Origin of the sequence: Methylobacterium sp. HMF5984, assembly GCF_045033435.1 — a bacterium.
Lineage (GTDB): Bacteria > Pseudomonadota > Alphaproteobacteria > Rhizobiales > Beijerinckiaceae > Methylobacterium.
On record NZ_JBJFLN010000001.1, the window covers coordinates 1,141,437 to 1,160,486 of the forward strand.

The window sequence follows — 19,050 nt, forward strand, 5'->3', positions numbered from 1 at the left end:
GAACCAACGCTGTTTGGATGATCGGGCAAAGCCGTCGATCCGGCCATCCCCCTCATCCTAAGGTGCTCGCGTCAGCGAGCCTCGAAGGAGGCCTCCAGAACCCTCGACGCCTCAGGATGCGGTGGTTTGACGGAGGTCTGAAGCTCGATCACTTGACGACCGGGTGAGCCCCCGCTCAATGCGCCTCCTCCCAGTTCTCCGCTGCCCGCGCCTCGACCACCAGCGGCACGTGGAGCGTGAGCGCCGGGGCCGGGGCCTCTTCCATGATGCGCTTGATCACCGGGATCGCGCGATCCACCTCGGCCTCGTTCGTCTCGAACACCAGCTCGTCGTGCACCTGCAGCAGCATGCGGACGTTCAGGCGCTCGGCGGTGAGCGCCGCCTCCATCCGGGTCATCGCCCGGCGGATGATGTCGGCGGCGGTGCCCTGGATCGGGGCGTTGATCGCCTGCCGCTCGACGCTGGCGCGCTCGGACGGGTTGTTGGAGCGGATCTGCGGGTAGTGGCAGACGCGGCCGAACAGGGTCGTGACGTAGCCCTTGTCGCGGCAGGCGCGCTTGGTGGTGTCGATGTAGTCGCGGATGCCCGGGAAGCGCTCGAAATACTGCTTGATGAACAGGCTCGCCTCCTCGCGGCCGATGCCGAGGCGGTCGGCGAGCCCGAAGGCCGAGATGCCGTAGATGATGCCGAAGTTGATGGTCTTGGCCCGCCGCCGCAGGTCCGGCGTCATCTCGGAGAGCGGCACGCCGAACATGGCGCTCGCGGTCGCTGCATGGATGTCGATGCCGTCGGCGAAGGCCTGCCGCAGCTGCGGGATGTCGGCCATGTGGGCGAGCAGGCGCAGCTCGATCTGGCTGTAGTCGGCCGAGATCAGGCGGTTGCCGGGGTCGGCGACGAAGGCGCGGCGGATGCGGCGGCCCTCCTCGGTGCGGATCGGGATGTTCTGCAGGTTCGGGTCCGACGAGGACAGCCGTCCGGTGGTGGTGGCGGCGAGCGAGAACGAGGTGTGGACCCGGTTGGTGTCGCGGTCGGCGTGCTCTTGCAGCGAGTCGGTGTAGGTCGACTTCAGCTTGGCGAGCTGGCGCCAGTTGAGAATCTTCTTCGGAAGGTCGTGCCCGGCCTGGGCCAGCTCCTCGAGCAGGGTCGCTGGCGTCGCCCATTGGCCGGACGGCGTCTTCTTGGCGCCGGGCAGGCCCATCTTGCCGAACAGGATGTCGCCGATCTGCTTCGGTGAGGAAACCTGGAAGCGCTCGCCGGCATCCTCCTGGATCTCCTCCTCGAGACGCGCCAGGATCTGCGAGAAGTCGCCGGACAGCCGCGAGAGCATGTTGCGGTCGACGCGGATGCCGTGCTGCTCCATCCGGGCGATCACCGCGATCAGGGGCCGTTCCAGGGTCTCGTAGACGGCGAGCCGCCGCTCGGCGACGAGGCGGGGCTTCATCATCCGCCACAGCCGCAGCGTCACGTCGGCATCCTCGGCCGCGTAGGCGGTGGCCCTGTCGAGCGGCACCCGGTCGAAGGTGACCTTGGCCTTGCCGGTGCCGGCCACGTCCGAGAAGGTGATCGGCTGGTGGCCGAGATGGCGCTTGGCGAGTTCGTCCATGCCGTGCCCGCCCTTGCCGGCATCGAGCACGTAGGAGATCAGCATGGTGTCGTCGCACGGCGCCACGGTGATGCCGTAGCGCTGGAACACGAGCCAATCGTATTTCAGGTTCTGCGCCACCTTGAGCACGCTCGGGGTCTCGAGCAGCGGCCTCAGCCGACTGAGCGCGGCGTCGCGGTCGATCTGCGAAGGCAGCGGCTCCACGAGATCGGACGCCGTCGCCCCGCCGCCGAACAGGTCGTCGGCGTTCGGCGCGGCCTCGACCGCGCGGACATGGGCGAGGGGGATGTAGGCGGCGCGCCCCGGCGCGACGCAGAGCGACACGCCGACGAGGTTGGCGTGGTGCGCATCGAGCGAGTCGGTCTCGGTGTCGACTGCGATCACACCGACCTCGTGCGCTTCGGCGATCCAGGCATCGAGATGCTCGAGCGAGAGGATCGTCTCGTAGGCGCTGGTGTCGAACGGCTTGCTCGCCTCCGCCGCGCGCGCCGCGACGAGGTTCGACGGCGTCGGATCGGACGGGCTGCGGGCTTTGGGCGCGGCGTCCGGCAGGCCGAGATCGGCGAAGGGGTCGATCTCGGCGCCGTCCCCGGCCGCGGCCGCGGCGTCGGAGAAGGGGGCGTCGTCGCCCGGGACATGGCCCGGGAGCAGGCGCGGATCGGGCTTCACCGCTTCCGGGTCGACATGCAGCATCGCGGCGATGCGACGGGTCAGCGTGTTGAACTCCATCGCCTTGAGGAAGCCGACGAGCTTTTCCGGGTCGGGCTTGGGCAGGCGTAGGTCGTCGAGCGCCACCGGCACGTCGACGTCCTCGACCAGGGCCACGAGCCGGCGCGAGAGCCGCGCCTGCTCGATGCCGGCGAGCAGCATCTCGCGGCGCTTAGGTTGCTTGATCTCGCCCGCCCGCTCCAGCAGCTGCTCGAGGCTGCCGTATTCCTTGATCAAGGCCGCCGCGGTCTTCAGGCCGATGCCGGAAACGCCGGGCACGTTGTCGGAGGAGTCGCCGATCAGCGCCAGCGCGTCGCCGATCTGGTTCGGCTGCAGGCCTTCCCACTTGGCGACGATCGCCGCCTCGTCGAGGTTGCGCTCGGGGCGGTGGCCCGGCTTGCCCTTGGAGCCGGATTCGAAATCGTAGAACCGAACCAGCGGCCCGACGAGCTGCATCAGGTCCTTGTCGGACGACACGATGATGACGCCGGCGCCCCGCGCCTCGGCCTGCCGGGCATAGGTGGCGATCAGGTCGTCGGCCTCGTAGCGCTCCATCTCGATCGCATGCAGGCCGAAGGCCCGCACCGCGTCGCGCATCAGTGGCATCTGCCGCTTCAGGTCGTCCGGCGCGTCGGGGCGGTGGCCCTTGTAGTCGGAGTAGAGCTCCTTGCGGAACGAGCCCTCCGACTTGTCGAAGACGATGCCGAGATGGGTCGGGCAGATGCCGGCCGCGCCCTCCTGAACGAACTGCGCGATCTTGGTGCAGAACAGCCGCACCGCACCGGTCGGCAGCCCGTCCGAGGGACGGAAGTTGAACTTTTCCGGCTGGTTTATCGCCTGGAAGTAGGCCCGGAAGATGAACGACGACCCGTCCACCAGGATCACCTGATCGCCGGGGCCGACGGGGGAGGCGGTTTCGTTTTCAGCGCTCATCGGCCGCTCGTAGCTGGAACGGAGCGGCGCGTCATCCGGACGTGCCTGGTGCGTCGGCACGCTGAAGCTCCGCCACGCACATGGCCAGCAGTTCGGGCAGACGCTCCTGCACGGTCCGCCAGATCTGGAGCGGCGACACGTTCGCATATTCGTGCCGGTAGATATTCCCGGCGCTTGAAACCTGCTGCCAGGGGATATGCGGATGCCGGTCTTTCGTCGCTGTATCGACGCGCCGACTGGCTTCCGAAATAATCTCGAGACAGCGGGTCACAGCATAGATGGTCCGTCGATCCTGCTCGAATTCCGCAGCGCCCATTCCACCGATGAAGTCGAAGGCGGCCTCGACGTTCTCACGAATGCCGAGGCATGCCTCGCGGCCACGCCTAGAAAGCATGGACGGCCTCTCGTTCTGCTTCAGGCTTGACATGCGCCTTGAGCATTTTGCGATTGGACACGTCCACGGATATCGGAAACAGGTCGCCGATGAAGTGAATCACCCCGACATAATCGAAGACATCGCGCACGGCGGCCTCGTCGATCTCGATCATCACGTCGAGATCGCTGCCTGCATGGTTCTCGCCCCGCGCGACCGAGCCGAACACCGCGGCATGCCGCACGCCGAGGCGTTGCAGCTCCGGCTCATGCGCACGCAGGATGTCGATGGCGGCGTCGCGATCCATGGACCGACCCTACCGCGGATCCGACCTTCGCGGAACGCGCCTCAGGTCGCAGCCCCCACCGTATCCGCCATCTTCGCCCGCCGCGTGCCGAGCGGCTGCGGCGCCCCGACCGTGGTGTCGTGGACGGTCTGGTGCTCCATCTCGGCATTCACCTCCGCGCCGAGCAGCACGATCACCGTCGAGATCCAGATCCAGGTCATGAACCCGATCACGGCGCCGAGCGAGCCGTAGGTGTCGTTGTACTTGCCGAAGTTCGCCACGTACCACGAGAAGCCGAGGGAGCCGGCGAGCCAGGCGAAGGCGGCGATCGCGCTGCCCCACGTCACCCAGCGCCAGCGCGGCGCGTCGCGGCAGGGGCCGTAGCGGTAGAGCAGGGCGAGGCCGCCGAGAACGGCGACGAACAGGGCGGGCCAGCGCAGCAGCGCCAGGTACCACGCGTCCGCCGACAGGCCGACCGTGTTGAACACCACCGGCAACACCACGATCGCCCCGAGCGCCAGGATGATGAACAGCAGCGCGCCCGCGGTGAAGGCGAGGGACCGCAGGTTCAGCCAGACGAAGTTTCGCGTCTCGCGCTCCTCGTAGACGATGTTGAGCGCGTCGAAGACCGCCTTCATGCCGCCGTTGGCGCTCCAGACCGAGAGCAGGATGCCGGTGAAGAACGTGACGCCGAGGGTCGTGTCGCCCTTGGCCGCGATGCGCTTGACCTGCTCGCCGACGATGTCGATCGCGCCGGAGGGCATCACCCCCTGGAGGCTGGCGAGGTGGTCGTTGATCGTGGCGACGTCGGCGAAGAGGCCGTAGCAGGACACCAGCGCCGCCACGGCCGGGAAGATCGCGAGCAGCACGTAGAAGGTGACGCCGGCCGCGACCGAGACCAGGCGATTCTCCTTCAGGTCGCGGAACACGCGCAGCCCGACATCCTTCCAGCCGCTTTTGGGTATCTCGGAGGGGGTGCTCGCCTGCCGGCCGCGGTCCGACTCGGTTTGCGCCACCGCCCGGGCGTCGCCGCCGGAATGCGAGGGCGAGGGCGCGCGAGGACCGTCCGGGGCCGGCGCGGGCCGGTCTCCGCCGCGCCGATACGGTAGCGCGGCGATGCCGACGAGGGTGGCGGCGAGCGCCAGCGTCCACACGGCGGAATGGCGCTCGTCCAGTCCGTCTGCGCTATGGTTTCGGTCGGTCATCAATGGTCCCGTCGCGATGGCCGTCTACGAGACGGCGCGTCGCGACGACAACCGGTGGTCGCAAGGAGTGGTTTCCTCGGACGACGGGCGAATTCTCAGGCTGCCCCGTGCTATTTCACCTGAACACTGTCCACGACCTCGCGAAATTTGGCGAGCGTGCCCTCGCGCTGGTCCTCGCGCACCACCCCGAGGGCGCGGAGATAGCCGTCCGGAGCGAAGCGGATCGTCTGGGAGACGACGACCGGCGTGTTCGTCGGCATGTCGGTGGCGCGCGCCACGATCTCGTGCCAATCGGTTCCGTTCGAGCGGTAGCTCTGCGAGCGCTCGATCACGAAATCCTTCATGGTCTGGTTGGAGTACAGCGCGGCCTTGGCGAAGCCGTCGCGCTGCTCGGCCGTCGGCGGCTGCTGCACCGCCTGAGCCAGAACCAGGATCGGCTGCTCAAGGTTGCTCATCTGGTCCTTCGGCCCCTGCGTCAGCAGCACCGAGTTGCCGGCGAGCACGCGCAGCGGGCGGAACCCCGCCGGATCGGCGATGCGGAAGGGCAGCGCGTCGACCTGCTGCGCCAGCGTCAGCGCCGGCCGGATCGTCACGCCGGTGACGAGGCTGCGCATGGTCTTCTCGGTCTCGGCATCGGGCAGCGCCTGCCCGATGATCAGGCCGGTGACGGTCGGATCGCCGACGAGCAGCAGCCACTTGCGGACCGTCGGCGTGGCGCTGCCCGGTTCGCCCGGCTGCGAGCCGGTGAACAGCATGCCGTCGGCCTCGCCGATCTTCACCGGCTCGCGGGTCTCGACGGCGAAGCCCTGGTTCTTCAGGTTGGCGTCGGTGAAGGTCTGCACGAGGTCGGCGAAGGCAGTCGCCGGCAGCTCGACCACCGAGAGCGTCGCCCCGCCCTCCTTGCGCTCGAAGCCGGAGAAGCGGCGCGAGGGCGACATGTCGGAGGGCGGCTCGAACCCGAAGCGCGAGCCCGCGGGATAGACCGGCTCGGCGGCCGACGCCGGCCCCGCATCGAAGCCGAGCACCAGGGCAAGCAGCGCGAGGGCGGACAGACGGGGGCGCAGGCGCATCGAACCAGGATCTCCACAATCCGGAATGGCGCCGGACCGGATGCGATGCGTCGGCCCGCGGCCGGGTCCTGTCAAGCGGACGCGTTCACGCGTCTGCCCGGATGCCGGACCTGCGGGCCTTGGAGCGAACTTCGAACCAGGCGCCTGTCTCCATGAGTCCGCATCAACCAGGGCCCTTCGCGTTCAAGGCGCCCTCGTCACCCGCCGCAGGGTCAGGTTGCAGCGGCCGCCCGGGGGCAGGAAGGGCGGGTCCGGGTCTTCCGCCACCGACAGCAGGTCGCCGCCCGCGACGATGCGCTCGACGCCGTGGTGGATGAGGCGGGAGGGGCCGCCGATCACCAGGGCGTCGCCGGCCGTCAGGCGGATCGAGCGGGTCAAGTCGGAGCGCTTCGGGCCGCCGTAGCGGAACACCGCCGCCGCGCCCAGCGACAGGGACACGACCGGGGCCGTCAGGTCTTCCTCGTCGCGGTCCTGGTGCAGGCCCATGCGGGCGCCCGGTGCGTAGAGGTTGATCAGGCAGGCCTCGGGCGGGCGGGGATGATCGGCGAGCGCGTCCCAGGCGGCGCGTGCGGTCGCGGGCATCGCCGGCCAGGGGTCGCCGGTCTCGGGATGATCCGGCTGGTAGCGGGATCCGGCGACGTCCGAGACCCAGCCGAGCGGGCCGGCATTCGACATCCGCACCGAGAACGGTTTTCCCGTGCGCGGCATCCGCGGCGTGAACGGCGGCGCGGCCGCCAGCACGGTCGCGATCTCGTCGGCGAGGCGCCGCCGGGCGGCCGCATCGAGCCAGCCGGGATGGTGGATCAGGCCCGGCGCGAGTTCGACCGCCACGCGCTGCGCGTCACGCGTCGTCGATGTCGCGTTCCAGCACCGTCTTCGAGGCGACGGTGGTGTCGGCCTTGAGGCGGTAGACGAGCGGCACGCCGGTGGCGATCTCCAGGCCGGCGATGGTCGTGGTGTTGAGCCGGTCGAGCACCATCACCAGGGCGCGGAGCGAGTTGCCGTGGGCGGCCACGAGCACCCGGTCGCCGGCCATCACGCGGGGCAGGATCGTCTCGATGTAGTAGGGCAGCACCCGGGCCGCGGTGTCCTTCAGGCTCTCGCCGCCGGGCGGCGGGATATCGTAGGAGCGGCGCCACTGGTGCACCTGCTCGGCCCCCCAACGCGCCTTGGCGTCTTCCTTGTTGAGGCCGGACAGGTCGCCGTAATCGCGCTCGTTCAACGCCTCCGAGCGAATCGTCTCGATCTCGGACAGGCCCATCTCGCCGAGCATCAGCTTGCAGGTCCGCTGCGCCCGCCCGAGGTTCGAGGTGAACGCCACGTCGAAGCCGTAGCCCTCGCTCTTCAGCCAGCGCCCGGCCTTGTGCGCCTCGTCGACGCCGCGCTCGGTGAGGTCCGGGTTGCGCCAGCCGGTGAAGAGGTTCTTGAGGTTCCACTCGCTCTGGCCGTGGCGAGCGAGGACGAGCAAGCGGTCCATCGGGGTCCGGTCTTTCTGGGGAGGCGCCCGATCGGGCAGGTCGCTGCGGCTCCTACCAGAGCCGGGCCGAGGCCCCAAGCGCGGGCCGACCACCCGCGCCCGTCCGTGGTCGAGCGTAGCCTTACAGGCCGAGCACGTCTGTCATGCTGTAGAGGCCCGGCGGCTTCGGATGCGCCCAGAGCGCCGCCTTCACCGCTCCGGCCGCGAACAGGCTGCGATCTTCGGCGTGGTGCGAGAGGGTGATGCGCTCGCCGGCGCCGGCGAAGATCACCGAATGATCGCCGACGACGCTGCCGCCGCGCAGCGTCGCGAAGCCGATGTCGCCGGCCCGGCGCGCGCCGGTATGGCCGTCCCGGGTCGAGACGCGGACGTCGGCGAGGTCGACGCCGCGGCCTGCCGCGGCGGCCTCCCCGAGCAGCAGGGCGGTGCCGGAGGGCGCGTCCACCTTCATGCGATGGTGCATCTCGGCGATCTCGATGTCGAATTCCGGCCCCAGGGCGGCGGCGACCCGCTGCACCAGGGCGGCGAGCAGGTTGACCCCGAGCGACATGTTGCCGGAGCGCACGATGCGGGCGTGGTAGGCGGCGGCCCAGAGCTTGGCGAGGTCGTCCTCCGACAGGCCGGTGGTGCCGACCACGTGGACGATGCGGGCCTGCGCCGCGAGCTCGGCGAACTGCACCGTCGCCGCCGGGACGGTGAAATCGAGAACGCCGTCGCTGGCCGCGAACGCCGTCAGCGGGTCGTCGGTGACGGGCACGCCGAGCGGGTGGAGGCCGGCGAGCGTCCCGGCATCGTGGCCGATCGCGTCCGAGCCTTCGCGCTCGATCGCGGCCGAGAGCGTGCAGCCCTCGGCTTCCGCCACCGCGCGGATCAGCATCCGCCCCATGCGCCCGTCGGCGCCCACCACCACCAGCCGCATCGTCTTCGCCGTCCTTCGATCCGAGTATCACGGGTATAGGCTCGGTGCCGGCCTGCCAACCCGCACCTGCCGACCCGAACGTACCTGTGCGCCGGAACACCCCCGGGTGCCATCGCGTACGGAATTCGATGCGCGATTCCGCTACGGCGTTCAGGAACGCCCATCCCGACGCCGACGCCAGGAGACCATCGCCCCGTGCCGCATGCGACCGAGCTGATCGCCATCATCGCCCTGGGCCTCGTGATCGCCTTCGTGTTCGGCATGCTGGCGCAACGCCTGCGGCTGCCGCCGCTGGTCGGCTACCTCGTGGCCGGCATCGCCATCGGGCCGTTCACGCCGGGCTTCGTCGGCGACCAGAAGCTCGCCGGCCAGCTCGCCGAGATCGGCGTCATCCTGCTGATGTTCGGCGTCGGCCTGCACTTCTCGATCAAGGACCTCATGGCGGTGCGCACGATCGCGCTGCCCGGCGCCGTGGTGCAGATCGCGGTGGCGACCGCGATGGGCGGCGGCCTGGCGCTCGCCTGGGGCTGGGGCCTCGGCGCCGGCTTGGTGTTCGGCCTCGCCCTGTCGGTGGCGAGCACGGTGGTGCTGCTGCGGGCGCTGGAGGAGCGCAACCTGCTCGACAGCGACAAGGGCCGCATCGCGGTCGGCTGGCTCATCGTCGAGGATCTCGCGATGGTCCTCGCCTTGGTGCTGCTGCCGGCGCTGGCGCCCTCGCTCGGCGGGAGCGCCGGTACGGGCGACCATGCCACGGGCAACACCCTCGCGCAGGCGCTCTCCGGCTATCTCGGCGACAGCATCTGGCTCACCCTCGGGCTGACGCTCGCCAAGGTGGGCGTCTTCACCACCCTGATGCTGGTCGCAGGCCGCCGCATGGTGCCGTGGCTGCTCGACCAGGCGGCCCGCACGGGATCGCGCGAGCTGTTCACCCTCGCCGTGCTCGCGCTCGCGCTCGGCATCGCCTTCGGCTCGGCGGAGCTGTTCGGCGTGTCCTTCGCCCTCGGCGCCTTCTTCGCCGGCATGGTGCTCGCCGAGTCCGACCTGAGCCACCAGGCCGCGGCCGATTCCCTGCCGCTGCAGGACGCGTTCGCGGTGCTGTTCTTCGTCTCGGTCGGCATGCTGTTCGACCCCGGCATCCTCGTGCGCGAGCCGCTCTCGGTGCTGGCGGTGCTCGGCGTGATCCTGCTCGGCAAGTCGATCGCCGCGGTGGCGATCGTGCTGGCGTTCAAGCATCCGGTCGGCACCGCGCTCACCATCGCCGCGAGCCTGGCGCAGATCGGCGAGTTCTCCTTCATCCTCGTCGGGCTCGGCCTGTCGCTGAAGCTGCTGCCGGAGGAGGGGCGCGACCTCATCCTCGGCGGGGCGCTGCTGTCGATCACGCTGAACCCGTTGTTCTTCGTGCTCGCCGCGCGGGTGGAGCGCTACCTCGCCGACAGGCCCGACCTCGCGCGCCGGTTCGAGCGTCGCGGCGCCGATGCGATCGCCGTCGCCGAGCCCGCCAAGCCCCATCGCGGCCACGCGATCATCGTCGGCTACGGCCGGGTCGGCAGCGGGATCGGCAAGGCGCTCGACGCCTGGGACCTGCCCTTCGTCGTGGTCGATCGCGACCGCCGGCGGGTGCTCGACCTGCGCGCCTCGGGCCTGGAGGTGGTGTTCGGCGATGCGCTGGCGCCGGGCATCCTCGCCGCCGCCGACATCGCGCAGGCCCGCCTCCTGGTGATCGCGACGCCGGATTCGCACCATGCGCGCCGGCTGGTCGAGATCGCCCGGGAGGCGAACCCGCGGATCGACACCCTGATCCGCACCCACAGCGACGCCGAGCGCCGCCGGATGGAGGAGGAGAAGGTCGGGCTGGTGCTGATGGCCGAGCGCGAGCTCGCCTTCGGCATGACCTTCTATGCCCTGCGCAGCCTCGGCCTGACCGAGGGCGAGGCCCGCCTCTTCGTCGATGCGAGCCGCGCCGACAGCCGCGCCGAGGCGCCGACGGAGGCCGAGATCGACCCATCGCCGGAACTCCGGCCGCACAAGGAGGAGCCGGCGGCGGGGTGAGCGCCGGCCGCGTCGTCCTAGGCCGTCAGCGCGCGCCCCAATTCCGCGACCCGACGCAGGTCGTCGACGAAGGTCGCGTAGGCCTCCTCCTTCGCCTCGTCCGGCAGGCGCAGCAGGTAGGAGGGGTGGACGGTGATGAAGCCCTGGAAGCGGTCGTCGAGGCGCTCGAACCGGAACGGGCCGCGGGCACGGGTGATCGGGATCTGCTTGCCCGTCAGCGCCAGCACGGCGGTCGCGCCGAGCGCGACGACGAGCTTCGGGGCGACGAAGTCCAGCTCGCGATCGAGCCACCAGCGGTAGTGGCTGACCTCGCCCGCGGTCGGCTTCTGGTGGATGCGGCGCTTGCCGCGCTCCTCGAACTTGAAGTGCTTGACGGCGTTCGTGAGGTAGCTCGCCGCGCGGTCGAGACCCGCTTCCGCCATCGCCCGCGACAGCAGCTGGCCGGCGGGCCCGACGAAGGGGCGGCCCTGCCGGTCCTCCTGGTCGCCCGGCTGCTCGCCGACGAAGGCGATGGTCGAGCCGATGCGGCCCTCGCCGAGCACGGCCTGCGTCGCGCCCGGCACCAGCGGCTCGGAACGCTTGATGATCGCGTTCAGCGCCTCGAGGGTCTTCGGCGCCTGGTCGGACATCGCCGCCACCGCCTTGGCCGGATCGCGCTTGATCGTCATCTGGGGGGGCCTTTCGATCATCTGCGTGGTTCGGGTCGCGGCCGCGCGGACGAGGCCAGGGATGGCGGCGGTCTCCGGCATGTTGTGCCAGTACTTCTTCGGCATCTCCGCCCGCATCGCCTTGAGGTTGGTACGGGCCGGGTTGAACGTGCTCTCGTAATAGTCCCGCCAGCCGGCCTCGAAGCCATCGCCCTCCGGCAGCTGCGCCTTGTCGCCCGGCGGTCCGAAGGTCAGCGCCGTGCGGTCCCAATGCGCCGAGCCGTCCGGCGTCAGGATCGTCCAGTCCATGGCGCGGAACCGGTCGACGAAGAACGGAGCCGCGGCCTCAAGGATGTGGTTGTCCGGCTCGAACCACGCGACGAAGCGTTCGCCCGTATCGGTTTCGATACGGCGAAAGCGCAGGAACGCGTGCATCTTGTGCAGGTCGCGGGCGATCGCCTTGCGCATCCCGTTGAGGCGGTGGACCAGCGGGTCGCTCGCCACCTCCGGCAGGTGGCGCTCGCCGCGAAGCACGCGCCAGACCAGGGTGTGGAGCAGCGCGTAGCGCTCGGGATCGCGGTGGGGCACCACCATCGGGATCAGCCCGGCCACGGGCTTCGGCAGCGCGACCGGCGGCGCGTCGGGCTCGTCGCTGGCGGACGTGCCGAACAAGCCGGGCGCATCGCCCGCCGACCACGTGACGCGATCGGGCGGAACCCCGTCGGCGACCAGCCGGCGCAGGGTGGCGCGGAAGCCATCGAAATCGGCACCGGGGCGCAGGTGGATCGTGCGATGCGCGCTGTCTGTCCCTCCCCCCTCTGCGGGGGAGGGTGGCCCGCGCAGCGGGTCGGGAGTGGGGAGCGGCATTTCCGGATACGGCGCTCCCCTCTCCCGACCCTCGCTGACGCGAGGCCTACCCTCCCCCGCACAGGGGAGAGGGACGAGGTCGCGCGCATCCATTAGAACAGGCTCAGCTGCTGCGCCGGCTCCACCAGACGGCTGCGCAGATCGAGCCGATCGGTGAGCCCACCCGGCGTGTAGTCGGCCGCGATCAGGAACGGGCGGGCGCGCTTCAGAGCCGAGGACAGCCGCGCCACGTCGTCGAGGCGCAGGCGCGTGTGGCGGCGCGCGCGGATGATCTTGTCGACCGCCCGCGCCCCGAGGCCGGGGACGCGCAGCAGCATCTCGCGGTCGCCGGTGTTCACGTCCACGGGGAAACGATGCCGGTTCTTCAGTGCCCAGGCGAGCTTTGGGTCGATGTCGAGGGAGAACATCCCGTCGTCGGCCGCATCGGCGACGTCGTCGGCGGAGAAGTCGTAGTACCGGATCAGCCAGTCGGCCTGGTAGAGCCGATGCTCGCGCTGGAGCGGCGGCGCCTTCAGCGGAAGGATGCCGGAGCCTTCCGGGATCGGGCTGAAGGCCGAGTAGTACACCCGCTTGAGCCCGACGCTGCCGTAGAGATGCGCGCTCTTGCGGATCAGCGCCTCGTCGGTGGTCGCGTCGGCCCCGACGATCACCTGCGTCGACTGCCCGGCCGGCGAGAAGCGCCGCCGCTCGGCCTTGGCCTCGACGATGCGCTCGGCCACCTGCGCCATCGCCCCGAGGATCGTCGCGCCGTCCTTCTCGGGGGCGAGCTTCTGCAGGCTCGCCTCGGTCGGCAGCTCGACGTTGATCGAAAGGCGGTCGGCGTAGAGGCCGGCTTCCTCGATCAGCCATGGGCTCGCCTCGGGAATCGACTTGAGGTGGATGTAGCCGCGGAACCCGTGGTCGCGCCGCAGCGACTTGGCCACCCGCGTCAGCAGCTCCATCGTGTAGTCGGGCGACTTGATGATGCCGGAGGAGAGGAACAACCCTTCGATATAGTTGCGCTTGTAGAACTCGACCGTCAGCGTCACGACATCCTGCACCGAGAAGCGCGCCCGCTCGACGTTCGAGGAGCGGCGATTGATGCAGTAGGCGCAATCGAACAGGCAGTAGTTCGTCAGCAGAATCTTCAGCAGCGAGATGCAGCGCCCGTCCGGAGTGTAGGCGTGGCAGATCCCCGATCCGGTGGTCGAGCCGAGCTCGTCCTTGCCGGCCTTGCGCTTCGGCGCGCCGGACGACGAGCACGAGGCGTCGTACTTGGCGGCATCGGCGAGGATGCGCAGTTTCTTGGCGAGCGTTTCATCCATCGAACAAACAATGAACCCGGGGAGCGTGAATACAAGGCGTCGGCCGGCGTTGCCCCCGGGCGGCGATGCCGCACCCCGCCTGCCTTTCGCGGGGCGCGGCTCCGAAGACCGATCAGCCCTGCTTGAGGGTGGCCTTCAGGGTGATCTCGCATTCCAGAACCTTCGAGATTGGGCAGCCGATCTTGGCGGCATGCGCCAGCGCGTCGAACTTGGCCTGGTCGATGCCCGGGATCGCCGCGGTCAGCGTCAGCGCGGACTTCGTCACCTTGAAGCCGGCACCGTCCTTCTCGAGCGTCACGACCGCCTCGGTGGTCATCTCGGTCGCGGCCAGCCCGGCTTCCTGCAGCTGGAACGCCAGCGCCATGGTGAAGCAGCCGGAATGCGCCGCCGCGATCAGCTCTTCCGGATTGGTCCCGGGCTTGTCCTCGAAGCGCGTGTTGAAGCCGTAGGGCTGCTGCGAGAGCACGCCGGACTGGGTCGTGATCGTGCCCTTGCCGTCCTTGCCATTGCCCTGCCAGACAGCGTGCGCCTTGCGGTTGATCATCGAAGCTCTCCAGGGTTCGCGGTGGCGCGCACGACCGTGCGCGACGTCACCGTCGATGACCGGCCAAGTGGCGCAGGCTCCGGCGAGTTCCAGGCTCAGGTCCCGTCGGGCACCTCCTCGGCGTCGACGGTGCGGCGCGCGAGATCGTAGCCGAAGCCGGCCCGCGCCAGCGCCGCCAGATCCCGGTCGCGGTGGAGAGCGCGGATGTCCGGGCGGCGGAACGGCCCGAGCCGCCGCCGCTTGGCGTAGGCGAAGGCGGCCTTCTCCTCGATCGCCGCCGAATCCGCCTCGGGCACGGCCTCGCGCTCGGCCTCCATCGCAGTCTCGACCGTATCGCGCGACAGGCCCTTGGCCGACAGCTTGGCCGAGGCGCCGCGGGAAGAGGTGCCGCGCCGGCGCAACGTCGCGAGCCGCGCGGTCGCGAAGCGCGCGTCGTCGACCAGCCCGGCGGAGACCGCCCGCGCCACCGTCGCCTCGATCATCTCGAAGAAGGCGCTCGCCTCCTCGCCGCGGGCCCGGGCGCGCTTCTCGACCCGCCGCCGCAGCGTCCGGCGCAGCATCTCCACCGAGGCGCTGTAGCGCTCGAGGTAGTGCAACGCCGCCCGCTCGAGATAGGCGGCCGTGACGGGCGGCGCGGGCCTTGCAGCGCGGGCCGCACCGGAGTCTGCAACGGTTGCGCGTTTCACGGGTTCTTCACGATCCGGACAGGTTTCGGTTTCATGGATCAGCCATGGAACCCAGGCAACGCGGCAGGATCGGTCATGGTCTCCTCCCCGCAGCATCGGCCATCCTGTTGAGACGCGAGTGGCTCCTCGTGCTGCTCGCTCTCGGGCTCGCCGCCACCGCGGCGGCGGTGGTCTACCTGTCCCGTCCGACCACGCTGACCGTAGCGGTCGGGCCACAGGACGGCCCCGAGGCCGCGCTGATGGAGGCCTACGCCAACGCCCTGTCCCGCGCCCGCGAGGACGTACGCCTGAAGGTGGTGCGCTACGCCGACGTGCGCGACAGCGCGGCCGCGCTCCAGGCCAACAAGGCCGACCTCGCGGTGGTGCGGCCGGACGTGCTGCTGCCCGAGAACGGCCTGACGCTCGCCATCCTGCACGACGAGGCCCTGATCGTCGCCGCCTCGGAGGCCGGCGAGATCGATGATTTTCCCGACCTTGCACGCCGGCGCCTCGGCATCGTCGTGCGCCACAGCGCCGACATCCCGTTCATCACCAACCTGCTGACCTTCTACGACTTCGTCCCCGCCGCCGCCGACATCCCGGACGGCGAGGAAGCCCCGCCGGGGCAGGTCGTGCTGGTTCCGCTCAAGCCGTCCGAGGTTACCGCCGCGATCGCCGAGAAGCGGGTCGAGGCGGTGGCGATCATCGCCAGCCCGACCTCGAAGGCCGCGGGCGCCATGGTCCACGCCGTCGAGATCGGCCTTCCCGACAAGAAGGTCGGCCTCGTCTCGGTGCCCGACGGCGACGCGATCCTCCAGCGCTATCCCGAGCTGCAATGCGTCACGATCCCGGCCGGAACCTTCGGCGGGCGCCCGAAGCGTCCGGCCGAGGAGGTCAAGACCGTCGGCGCCTCGTATCGCCTGATGGCGCGGGGCACCGTGAGCCGGGTTGCCGTCGCCTCCGCGACGCAGCACCTGTTCGAGTGGCGCTCGCGCCTCGCGGCGGCCGCGCCGATCGTCAGGCTGATGAAGGCGCCCGACTTCGACACCACGGTCGCCGCCACCTCGGCGCGCCTGCCCAACCACCCCGGTGCGGTGGACTACTTCGAGCGCGAGCAGCAGACGTTCCTCGACCGCTACGAGGACTACATCTACCTGCTCGCCTTCTTCGGCGGCACGATCGGCTCCGCCGTCGCCTGGCTCGGCCAGCGCCTCGCCCGCAAGCGGCGCGAGCGGGTCGACATCGTGCTCGACCGCCTGCTCGACGTGATGCGCGAGGTCCGCGCCGCGCCGACGATGGCCGAGCTCGACGCCCTGGCGATCGAGGTGGACGATCTCGTCGCCGACGTGGTGCGCTACGCCCGCGAGCGCTCGATCGACGCGCGCACGGTCAGCGCCCTGATCCTGGCGGTGGACGGGGTTCACGCGGCGATCAACGACGGCCGACGCGGGCTTTCCGCCGGGGCCGAGCATCGCCCCGGCGGCCGCACGCGGGCCGCCCGGTCGCTCGCCCTCAACCTCTCGGCCGCCGAATAGGCGAGCCCGGGACGCGGCGTCGCCCTATCCCTCGATGATCTCGCGGATGCGGCTGGCCAGCACCTCGACCGGGAACGGCTTGGTGATCATCTGCATGCCCGGGTCGAGGCCGCCGTTGCCGAAGATCGCGTTCTCGGCATAACCGGTGATGAAGAGGATCTTCAGCCCGGGCCGCACCAGCCGGGCGCGGTCGGCGAGCTGGCGCCCGTTGAGGCCGGGCAGGCCGACGTCGCTGACCATCAGGTCGATCCGCGCGCGCGATTCCGCGATGCGCAGGCCGGCCGGCCCGTCGGCGGCCTCGAGGGCGTGGTAGCCGAGCTCGCCCAGCACCTCGACGATGAGGTCGCGCACCACCGGGTCGTCCTCGACGACGAGCACCGTCTCGCCGCGCTCGGCGCGCAGGGCCGTGGCGATCCCAGGACCGGTGCCCTCGGCCGCCGCCTCGCCGCGGTAGCGCGGCAGGTAGATCTTGATCGTCGTGCCCGATCCCAGCTCCGAGTAGATCTTGGCGTGCCCCTCCGACTGCTTGGCGAAGCCGTAGATCATCGACAGGCCGAGGCCGGTGCCCTGGCCCAGCGGCTTCGTGGTGAAGAACGGGTCGAAGGCCTTGGCGGCCACGTCCGCGCTCATGCCGGTGCCGGTATCGGTTACGCAGACGCAGATGTACTGGCCCGGTTCCACCTCCGGATGCAGCCGCGCGTAGGCCCGATCGAGGTGGGTGTTGCAGGTCTCGATCACGAGGCGGCCGCCGTCCGGCATCGCGTCGCGGGCGTTGATCGCGAGGTTGAGCAGCGCGTTCTCGAGCTGGTGCGGGTCGCAGAGCGTGAGCCACAGGCCGCCGGCGGTGACGATCTCCAGGTTGACCTGCTCCGTCAGCGTCCGGCGCAGCATGTCCTCCATGCCGGCGATCAGGCCGTTGGCGTCGGTGGGCTTCGGCTCCAGCGGCTGGCGGCGGGCGAAGGCCAGCAGGCGGTGGGTCAACGCGGCGGCGCGGTTGGCCGAGGACAAAGCCGCGGTGGCGTACTTCTCGATCTGCTCGGTCCGGCCCTGCTTGATCCGGGTCTGCATCAGGTCGAGCGAGCCGACGATGCCGGTGAGCAGGTTGTTGAAGTCGTGGGCGATGCCGCCGGTGAGCTGGCCGACCGCCTCCATCTTCTGCGCCTGGCGCAGCAGCTCCTCGACCGCACGCTGCTCGGTGATGTCGCGGCCGACGATGTAGAACAGGTCGCCTTCCGGCACCGCGTTCCAGGAGATGGTGAGGCGTTCGCCGTCCTTCCGGATGACGTGGTCGACGAAGCCGTCGACGGTCTCGCCGCGGGCGAGCTGCGCGACGACCTCGGCGGTCTCGGCATGGTCGGCGGTGTCGATGATCGTGGCGAACGGCTCGCCGAGGAGTTCCTCGCGGCTCCAGCCGAGCACCCGCGTCCAGGCCGGGTTGACCGCCTTGAGGTAGCCGTCGAGCCCGGCCGTGCCCATCAGGTCGGTCGTGGTCTCCCAGAGCCGGTTGCGCTCGCGGGTGCGGGATTCGACCTCCCGCGTCAGCGCGGCCTCGATCCGCGTCCGGTCGGTGATGTCCTGCACGAAGGCGTAGAAGCCGTCGACGGCGCCGTCGCCATCCCGCCGCGGGATGTAGCGGATGTCCGCGACGCGCTCGCGCCCGTCGGGATGCGGCCACTCCATCTCGAAGCGGACATCCTCCCCGCCGAGCGCCGCGGCGAAGGCCGGCTCACGCCGCGCGAAGCCGTCCTCGTCCACGAGGTCGCGGACGGTACGGCCGATCACTTCGGAAAGCGGGCGCGAGAACCACGTCTCGTAGGCGGCGTTCGCGAAGCGGTAGGTCAGCGTCGGATCGATGAAGGCGATCAGGCTCGGGAGCGCGTCGGCCACCAGGCGAAGCTCGCGCGCAGCCGCGCGGACCGCGTCCTCGGCGTCGCGACGCTCGGTGATGTCGAAGGTCACGCCCGGGAACTGAACGGAGCGGCCGTCCGCATCGAGCACGCACTGCCCTTGCGCCGCGACCCAGCGCACGCCGTCCGGCTGGACGAGCCGGTACTCGGCCGCGAAGTCGCCGCCCGTCCGCATCGCCGCCGCGATCCGCTCCTGCACGGCGGGCAGGTCGTCGGGATGGATGCCGCCGAAGAACTCGGCGATCGGCGCGCCGGCAACGGCCCGGTCGGGATCGACGCCGTAGAGGCGGGCGAAGCGGGCATCCGCGGTGACGCGGTCGGCCGCGACGTCCCAGTCCCAGGTGCCGATGCCGTCGCCGGCCGAGAGCGCGAGGTCGAGCCGGCTGCGGCTGTCCTCGCGGTCCTTTTCCGCCAGGATCTGCGCCGTGGTCTCCCGCGTGATGCAGATCATGCCTGCGACCGCGCCGTCGTCGTCGTGGACCGGCGAGTACGAGAAGGTCCACCAGGTCCGCTCGGGCTGCCCGCGGCGGTGCATCGTCAGCGGCAGGTCGCGCACCGACACGCCTTCGCCCGCGAGCGCCCGGGCGCAGAGCGGCCCGATCTCCGGCCACAGGTCCGCCCACAGCTCCGGAAACCGCACGCCGAGCGCACGGGAGACGCGATCGCCCAGCACCTCGCGATAGGCGTCGTTGAAGAAGCTGACGAGGTCCGGCCCCCAGGCCAGGAACATCGGCACCGGGCAGGCGAGCATCGTTGCGAGCGTGGTGCGGAGCGCCACCGGCCATTCCGCCAGCGGGCCGAGCACCGAGCCGGACCAATCCTTCATCAGGATCTCGCGGCCGGTCTCGCCGCCCTCGGCGAGGAAGCGGAACTTCGGGTCCTCGATGCCGATCGTCACCGGGTCGGTCTCGGCACGGTCCGGTCGCGATCCGGACGTCGGCCGAGGCGGCGTTCCTGG

Annotated in this window: 15 protein-coding genes; 2 read left to right on the plus strand and 13 right to left on the minus strand. The window is 70.4% G+C overall.

The window, feature by feature from the left end:
* Window positions 1-175: 175 nt before the first annotated feature.
* The 8 genes from polA to dapB all read right to left on the minus strand — a co-directional run bounded on the left by polA (window position 176) and on the right by dapB (window position 8,574).
* A complete protein-coding gene (polA, locus tag ACFZ8E_RS05380) occupies window positions 176-3,244 on the minus strand; it encodes a DNA polymerase I (protein WP_405042240.1) in 3,069 nt (1,022 codons plus the stop codon).
* A gap of 31 nt (window positions 3,245-3,275) precedes the next feature.
* A complete protein-coding gene (locus ACFZ8E_RS05385; protein WP_243951160.1) occupies window positions 3,276-3,671 on the minus strand; it encodes a DUF86 domain-containing protein in 396 nt (131 codons plus the stop codon).
* A complete protein-coding gene (locus ACFZ8E_RS05390) occupies window positions 3,628-3,924 on the minus strand; it encodes a nucleotidyltransferase family protein (RefSeq protein ID WP_147858569.1) in 297 nt (98 codons plus the stop codon). The genes ACFZ8E_RS05385 and ACFZ8E_RS05390 overlap by 44 nt, the downstream gene beginning before the upstream one ends.
* 41 nt (window positions 3,925-3,965) lie before the next feature.
* The gene (locus ACFZ8E_RS05395; protein ID WP_147725025.1) at window positions 3,966-5,108 is read right to left on the minus strand and encodes a YihY/virulence factor BrkB family protein; all 1,143 of its coding nucleotides are present in this window, start codon (window positions 5,106-5,108) and stop codon (window positions 3,966-3,968) included.
* Window positions 5,109-5,218: 110 nt separating this feature from the next.
* Window positions 5,219-6,178, minus strand: a complete 960-nt coding sequence (locus ACFZ8E_RS05400; RefSeq protein WP_147841219.1) for a hypothetical protein — start codon at window positions 6,176-6,178, stop codon at window positions 5,219-5,221.
* A gap of 183 nt (window positions 6,179-6,361) precedes the next feature.
* Complete coding sequence (locus tag ACFZ8E_RS05405; protein WP_405042241.1) at window positions 6,362-7,009, minus strand: alpha-ketoglutarate-dependent dioxygenase AlkB; 648 nt, start codon at window positions 7,007-7,009, stop codon at window positions 6,362-6,364.
* A gap of 10 nt (window positions 7,010-7,019) precedes the next feature.
* Window positions 7,020-7,655, minus strand: coding sequence for a 2,3-bisphosphoglycerate-dependent phosphoglycerate mutase (locus ACFZ8E_RS05410; protein WP_147725019.1), 636 nt, complete (start codon window positions 7,653-7,655; stop codon window positions 7,020-7,022).
* A 121-nt stretch (window positions 7,656-7,776) separates the two neighbouring features.
* Window positions 7,777-8,574: a 4-hydroxy-tetrahydrodipicolinate reductase gene (gene dapB, locus ACFZ8E_RS05415; protein WP_405042242.1), complete on the minus strand. Its 798-nt coding sequence runs from the start codon at window positions 8,572-8,574 to the stop codon at window positions 7,777-7,779.
* A 195-nt stretch (window positions 8,575-8,769) separates the two neighbouring features.
* Between dapB and ybaL the strand changes: the two genes are divergently transcribed.
* A complete protein-coding gene (gene ybaL / locus ACFZ8E_RS05420) occupies window positions 8,770-10,623 on the plus strand; it encodes a YbaL family putative K(+) efflux transporter (RefSeq protein WP_243935515.1) in 1,854 nt (617 codons plus the stop codon).
* Between the two features lie 17 nt (window positions 10,624-10,640).
* Here ybaL and ACFZ8E_RS05425 read toward each other — a convergent pair whose 3' ends face one another.
* The 4 genes from ACFZ8E_RS05425 to ACFZ8E_RS05440 all read right to left on the minus strand — a co-directional run bounded on the left by ACFZ8E_RS05425 (window position 10,641) and on the right by ACFZ8E_RS05440 (window position 14,671).
* Window positions 10,641-12,137 carry a UdgX family uracil-DNA binding protein gene (locus ACFZ8E_RS05425; RefSeq protein WP_405042244.1) on the minus strand — a complete coding sequence of 499 codons (1,497 nt, stop codon included), beginning with the start codon at window positions 12,135-12,137 and terminating at the stop codon, window positions 10,641-10,643.
* Window positions 12,138-12,229: 92 nt separating this feature from the next.
* The gene (locus tag ACFZ8E_RS05430) at window positions 12,230-13,441 is read right to left on the minus strand and encodes a putative DNA modification/repair radical SAM protein (protein WP_147725011.1); all 1,212 of its coding nucleotides are present in this window, start codon (window positions 13,439-13,441) and stop codon (window positions 12,230-12,232) included.
* A gap of 112 nt (window positions 13,442-13,553) precedes the next feature.
* Window positions 13,554-13,985, minus strand: a complete 432-nt coding sequence (locus ACFZ8E_RS05435; protein WP_405042245.1) for an OsmC family protein — start codon at window positions 13,983-13,985, stop codon at window positions 13,554-13,556.
* A gap of 95 nt (window positions 13,986-14,080) precedes the next feature.
* Window positions 14,081-14,671, minus strand: a complete 591-nt coding sequence (locus ACFZ8E_RS05440) for a regulatory protein RecX (protein WP_405042246.1) — start codon at window positions 14,669-14,671, stop codon at window positions 14,081-14,083.
* A 107-nt stretch (window positions 14,672-14,778) separates the two neighbouring features.
* Here ACFZ8E_RS05440 and ACFZ8E_RS05445 point away from each other — a divergent pair, with 107 nt between their 5' ends.
* Window positions 14,779-16,185, plus strand: a complete 1,407-nt coding sequence (locus ACFZ8E_RS05445; RefSeq protein ID WP_405042247.1) for a TAXI family TRAP transporter solute-binding subunit — start codon at window positions 14,779-14,781, stop codon at window positions 16,183-16,185.
* Between the two features lie 24 nt (window positions 16,186-16,209).
* Here ACFZ8E_RS05445 and ACFZ8E_RS05450 read toward each other — a convergent pair whose 3' ends face one another.
* Window positions 16,210-18,990, minus strand: a complete 2,781-nt coding sequence (locus ACFZ8E_RS05450; protein WP_405042248.1) for a PAS domain-containing protein — start codon at window positions 18,988-18,990, stop codon at window positions 16,210-16,212.
* Window positions 18,991-19,050 lie beyond the last annotated feature (60 nt).